The organism is Haloarcula sediminis, assembly GCF_035656455.1.
Taxonomy (GTDB): Archaea; Halobacteriota; Halobacteria; order Halobacteriales; family Haloarculaceae; genus Haloarcula; species Haloarcula sediminis.
Window position 1 is genome coordinate 1 of record NZ_JAYMGA010000020.1, and the last position, 4818, is coordinate 4818.

Genomic DNA, 4818 nt, shown 5'->3' on the forward strand with positions numbered 1-4818 from the left:
TAAGTTCGTGCGACTAGCATGGCTAAATCGGACTCCGATAGCAATGGCCTCCGGCAGGATCAACCGGAATGTGCTGATATACATCAGCGGCGGAAGTGGTTGCACTCCGTCGGAAGCTAACACTGTCTGCTGTTCGTTACAGCTGTCAGTATCACACATCGATTCCTATATCGATGTTAACTACTGCATGGGTCCGTGGGCTCACATCAGATTCCATCTTGACGGCGGACCGCAGGGGTGGAATCCTCATGGTGCGAGCGGAAAGCCCGTTGGCCGTCCGCTCTGAGCGAACACCCGACAACCCAGGTGGGTCGTCGAGCCGTCGGCCCGAGCACGCTGCCCGGGGCGACCTTCGCATCATATTCGATGGGAGGGGAGTATATAAATGGACGGACTCAGAGGCGCCCTGTTCCGGACCCACATGGCACACATGCGACGAGTAGGCAATATCTGATTGCCCGACATATCTCCCCAATCTCTGTGATGTAAACACGGGGGTACAGGACATTCACTGCAGTCTTGGGCCAGCGACACCACTGTCCATTTTGAACGGGCCCCAGCCGCGTCACCCGTTGAAGATACAGAAGGAGTTTCAGACTACGAGACACCAATAACTGCAGTTTCATGAGTGAGATAACAACGTCTGATGGAGCAGCTAGTGTACGCTATGCAGAAGGATATGCGATTCCGTGCACCACTGCTCTGAGCACGACGCTCCCAAGACTGGTTGTCTGGAGTTTCCCAGGCGCTGCCAGCAGGTCCTATAATTGAGGCCACGAGCGGGATACAGGGCACTACCCGAGAGGCTTATAACACCAAGAATCCGGCTCAACCCAATTTTAGCCAGTTATCCGCCACTGTTTGATAGAGCTGGTTTTTGTGATCTGTAGACTTAGCGTAAATATCTAATCGAGCGGTTTATCTTAAATTGTTAGGAGTAAATACTAGTTAGTAGTGGTACCATAATAATGATAGACCGGGTTTCCCTATTGCTTACAGTAGCAGTAGCTCTCATGGCTACCCCACTGGCTGTCTCAGCTGTCGGTACTAACGTAGCCGTGTCCAGCGTAACCATCTCACCGTCTGCACCCGCACCCGGTGAGACGGTCACACTGACGCCAGTAGTGACGAATCTGCAGAGCAGTCAGTCACCCTTGGAAATTGAAGGTATCGCTGTTCGGGCGGCCGGCGATACTGAGGGGATCAAAGAATACAATCGAGTAGCCAATTTCGGGACACTCTCCCCCGGATCTTCGCTCGAAGTGTCGCTGACGACTCGGGTCGAGTCTCCGGGGACGAAAAATCTCAGGGTTATCGTTTACGGCCACCCTGTAGGGAAACCAAGTGAGACAACCCAAGTGGAACATCCGGTCTCGTTTACCGTCCGGGACCGCGACCCAAGGGTTGATATCCGCGCTGACGACGCCGTCGAAGGGATTACTACTGACGGTACTGTCGAAATTGCAAATGGGCTCGAATCGGAGCTTACCAATATCGAGGTCAAAGTCAGCGGGACAGACGTTAAGCTGGTTGATAATCTCGGCATTATCGCCTCACTCTCGCCGGGAGAGACGGCAACGGTCCCAATCAGATTTCGAGCCCGATCGGCCGGACTACACGAGTTGGCTGCGACGGTGAATTATACAGTTGATGAAAGTGCCCGGCGGACGGTGAACCGGTCTACCACGATACAGGCTAGCCCGCTCGGCGAGGGGGCCAAGGTAACCGCGTCGGCAGTTGGAAGCGGACCGGAACAGGCGCTCGTGGTGGATATCATCAATCCGATGGAGCAACCGATTCAAAACGTTGTGCTCTCTGCGACATCGAATAACGCGACGTTCGACGAGTCTATCGTGTCATCCGTGCCACCCGGTGAATCGCGCCAAGTCCGGCTCAATTCGACAGTCGCCCAGCCGCCCGCGACGGCCCGAGTCACTGCCGAGTATAGTATTGGCGACATTGAGCGAAGTGCGAATACGACAGCTGAGATGCGTTCGAACGCTGGCAGTATAACACTCACCGGGTTAGATGTGACACGGGAAAACGGCAGGGTGCGTATTTCGGGAAGCGCAAGCAACGTAGGGATGAGTGCCGCCGAGTCGGTTATCGTCAGCGTCCAAAACACGGAGCGGGTGGATCCTGCACACCCCAATAAGGAGTATTTCGTCGGTACCGTTCCGTCGAGTGACTTCGTTTCATTCGACGTGTACGCGCGGACAACGGGTAACGTGTCGACGGTGCCGCTCACGGTCTCGTACTCCCTTGACGGGGATCGAGCCGAGCACGAGTTCGATGCCGAAATCGAGGGAACGAACACGACAGCACAACAGTTTTGTTCGGAAAGCAGTATGGAAAGTAGCGTCGTGCTCGGCATCGGCGGGCTCATTATAATCGCCGTGGGTGCGATAATCGTCATCGGGTGGAGGTCGAGCCGTGACGGCAGTTGACGCTGACGGACTGGTCAAAGAATACGAGACCGGCGGAGAAACGGTAACAGCACTCGATGACGTCGACTTTGCGCTCGACTCGGGTGAGTTTGTCTCGATAATGGGACCAAGCGGAAGCGGCAAGACAACGCTCCTCAATATTCTCGGCCTGCTCGATACACCGACAGCTGGCAATCTACGGCTCGATGGTTGCTCGACTGAGGGGCTGTCGGATACAGAGCGGACAGCGTTCCGAAAACAGACCATCGGCTTTGTTTTCCAGCATTACTACCTCATTCCAACGCTGACCGCGACGGAGAACGTCACCGTCCCGCGGATTTTCGACGACGGCGCGGATATTCGGGACAGGGCGGAGTCCCTCCTCGCACGGGTGGATCTCAGTGACCGACTGAGCCACCGGCCAAACGAGCTCTCCGGCGGACAGAAACAGCGCGTCGCCATCGCCCGTTCGCTCATCAATCGACCGGACATCGTGCTCGCGGACGAACCGACGGGCAACCTCGACCGTGAGACCGGTCGCCAGATACTGGATGAATTTGTCCGCGTGACTGAGGACCACGACGTGGCAGTGCTCGCAGTCACCCATGACGAATTGGTCAACGAGTATGTCGACCGCACAGTCGAACTCATCGACGGCGAGGTCGTCCGATGAGAGGGCGCATCGCCACCCGATTCCCGTCGCTGAAGATGGCGTATCGGAACCTCTCGCGGACGAAAATACGGTCCATGCTCGCCACGCTCGGCATCATCATCGGTGTCGTCGCCATCGCTTCGCTCGGCGTCTTCGGCGTGACGCTCAAAGCATCTGTCACCGGTAACCTCGGCGACATCGGCAATCAGGTGATTGTCTCGCCGTCGAACGAGAACGGCGTCACCGAACTGACCAACCGTGACATCCAGCAGATTCGGCGTACTTCGTCGACGGCGACGGTGACGCCGATGAAACAACGCGTCGAACCGGTCGACTTCGGCGATGGCGCGACCCGCCGACAGGTCCTCCTCGGTGTTGAGCAGCCGGGCCGGATATACGACGCGTCGGAGGGCAGAATGCCGGATCCACTCCGTAGTGGAGTCCTGATTGGCGAATCGGTCGCGGAGGAACACGACCTCAGTCCGGGGTCGACGATAACGATTAACGGGTCTCAGGAGCGCGTCAAGGCCGTCATCACCTCCGCTGGGTCGGGCATCTTCTCGATCCCGCAGACAGTATCGTCGCCCCGCAGGCGAGCTTCGCGGGGAGCTACGACCAGGTCGTCGTCAGCGAGACGAACGGGGAAACGGCAAACGACACTGCGGTCGCCATCAGGGCGTCACTCAACGAGCGACAAAAGCGAGTTACCGTCCAGGAGCTGTCGTCGTTCGTCGACCAGATACGCGGCGTCTTCGACGCGCTCAACCTGTTCCTGCTGGGTATCGGGTCTATCTCGCTACTGGTGGCCGCCATCTCTATCCTCAACGTGATGTTGATGTCGACTGTCGAGCGGCGGGAGGAGATCGGTGTCCTTCGGGCCGTCGGCTTCCAGAGGCGCGACGTACTGCGCGTGATGCTTGCCGAGGCGTTGTTGCTCGGTATCTTCGGCGGACTTGTCGGTATCGTCCTTTCGCTCGGGGCCGGTCTCCTGATCAATCACCTCGTGCTCGACGATGCACTGGCCGTAGTCCAGCCCGAGAGTATCGGGTACATCCTGCTGGCGTTTGCCTTCGGCGTGCTTGCAAGTGTCGTCAGCGGACTCTACCCCGCGTGGAAGGCCGCAAGCGAGGAACCAGTGGAAGCGCTTCGAAGCTAAGAACTCACACAGATTATCAACTAACACCAATCAGATCCATGAGCGACAATAATCACAAAGTCGAAACGACAAGCACTGAGGAGACTCTCCAATGTATTGCTGGTACTGAGTGCCGTATCCGGATTTTGCGGAGCGTCTCGGAATCAACAAAAGACCTTCGGGATCTTGCTGATGATCTCTCTATCCCCAGAACGACTGTCCGGCACAACATCAAACAGTTAGTTGACGGGGACTTAGTTACATCAACACTGGCTAACGAGTATCGAACAACAGTCCTGGGCGATGCAGCTATTACGGGCATAAATAAGTTTAGCGAACAGTTGGAGCTCGCTATTTCGCTTGACCCGTTCCTATCATGTCTCTCTCAAGAGCAACATGATATTGAGCTCGACAAACTGTTTGGAACGGAGATTACTTCTGCATCGCGAGCCGACCCCTTTGCACCGGCAAATCGTTTAGTAACAGTCGGCACTGTAGTTTCGCTAGACGCAACAGCTACGACTGCGTTATCTCGGTAGAAAGCGAAGAGACAGATTGGTTTGACATCCGAAATCCGTCTCTTCACTCGTGTTACGGTCGCTAAA

Annotated in this window: 3 protein-coding genes, 1 rRNA gene and 1 pseudogene; 4 read left to right on the forward strand and 1 reads right to left on the reverse strand. The window is 56.3% G+C overall.

Features of this window, described 5'->3' with window-relative positions; translation table 11 throughout:
* Positions 1 to 70 (reverse strand): 16S ribosomal RNA (locus VJ162_RS18360); the annotation flags it as partial.
* A gap of 1054 nt (positions 71 to 1124) precedes the next feature.
* On the opposite strand from VJ162_RS18360, the gene VJ162_RS18365 reads away from it, so the two are divergent.
* The 4 genes and pseudogenes from VJ162_RS18365 (at position 1125) to VJ162_RS18385 (ending at position 4752) form a co-directional block, all read left to right on the forward strand.
* Positions 1125 to 2447, forward strand: coding sequence for a COG1361 family protein (locus VJ162_RS18365; protein WP_324666278.1), 1323 nt, complete (start codon positions 1125 to 1127; stop codon positions 2445 to 2447).
* Entirely contained in the window at positions 2434 to 3099 is a 666-nt protein-coding gene (locus tag VJ162_RS18370; RefSeq protein WP_324666279.1) for an ABC transporter ATP-binding protein, read from the forward strand. Before VJ162_RS18365 ends, VJ162_RS18370 begins: the two co-directional genes overlap by 14 nt.
* Positions 3096 to 4234, forward strand: a pseudogene (locus VJ162_RS18375) (ABC transporter permease). The gene VJ162_RS18370 and the pseudogene VJ162_RS18375 overlap by 4 nt, the downstream one beginning before the upstream one ends.
* A 38-nt stretch (positions 4235 to 4272) precedes the next feature.
* The gene (locus tag VJ162_RS18385; RefSeq protein WP_324666282.1) at positions 4273 to 4752 is read left to right on the forward strand and encodes a winged helix-turn-helix domain-containing protein; all 480 of its coding nucleotides are present in this window, start codon (positions 4273 to 4275) and stop codon (positions 4750 to 4752) included.
* Positions 4753 to 4818: the final 66 nt, after the last annotated feature.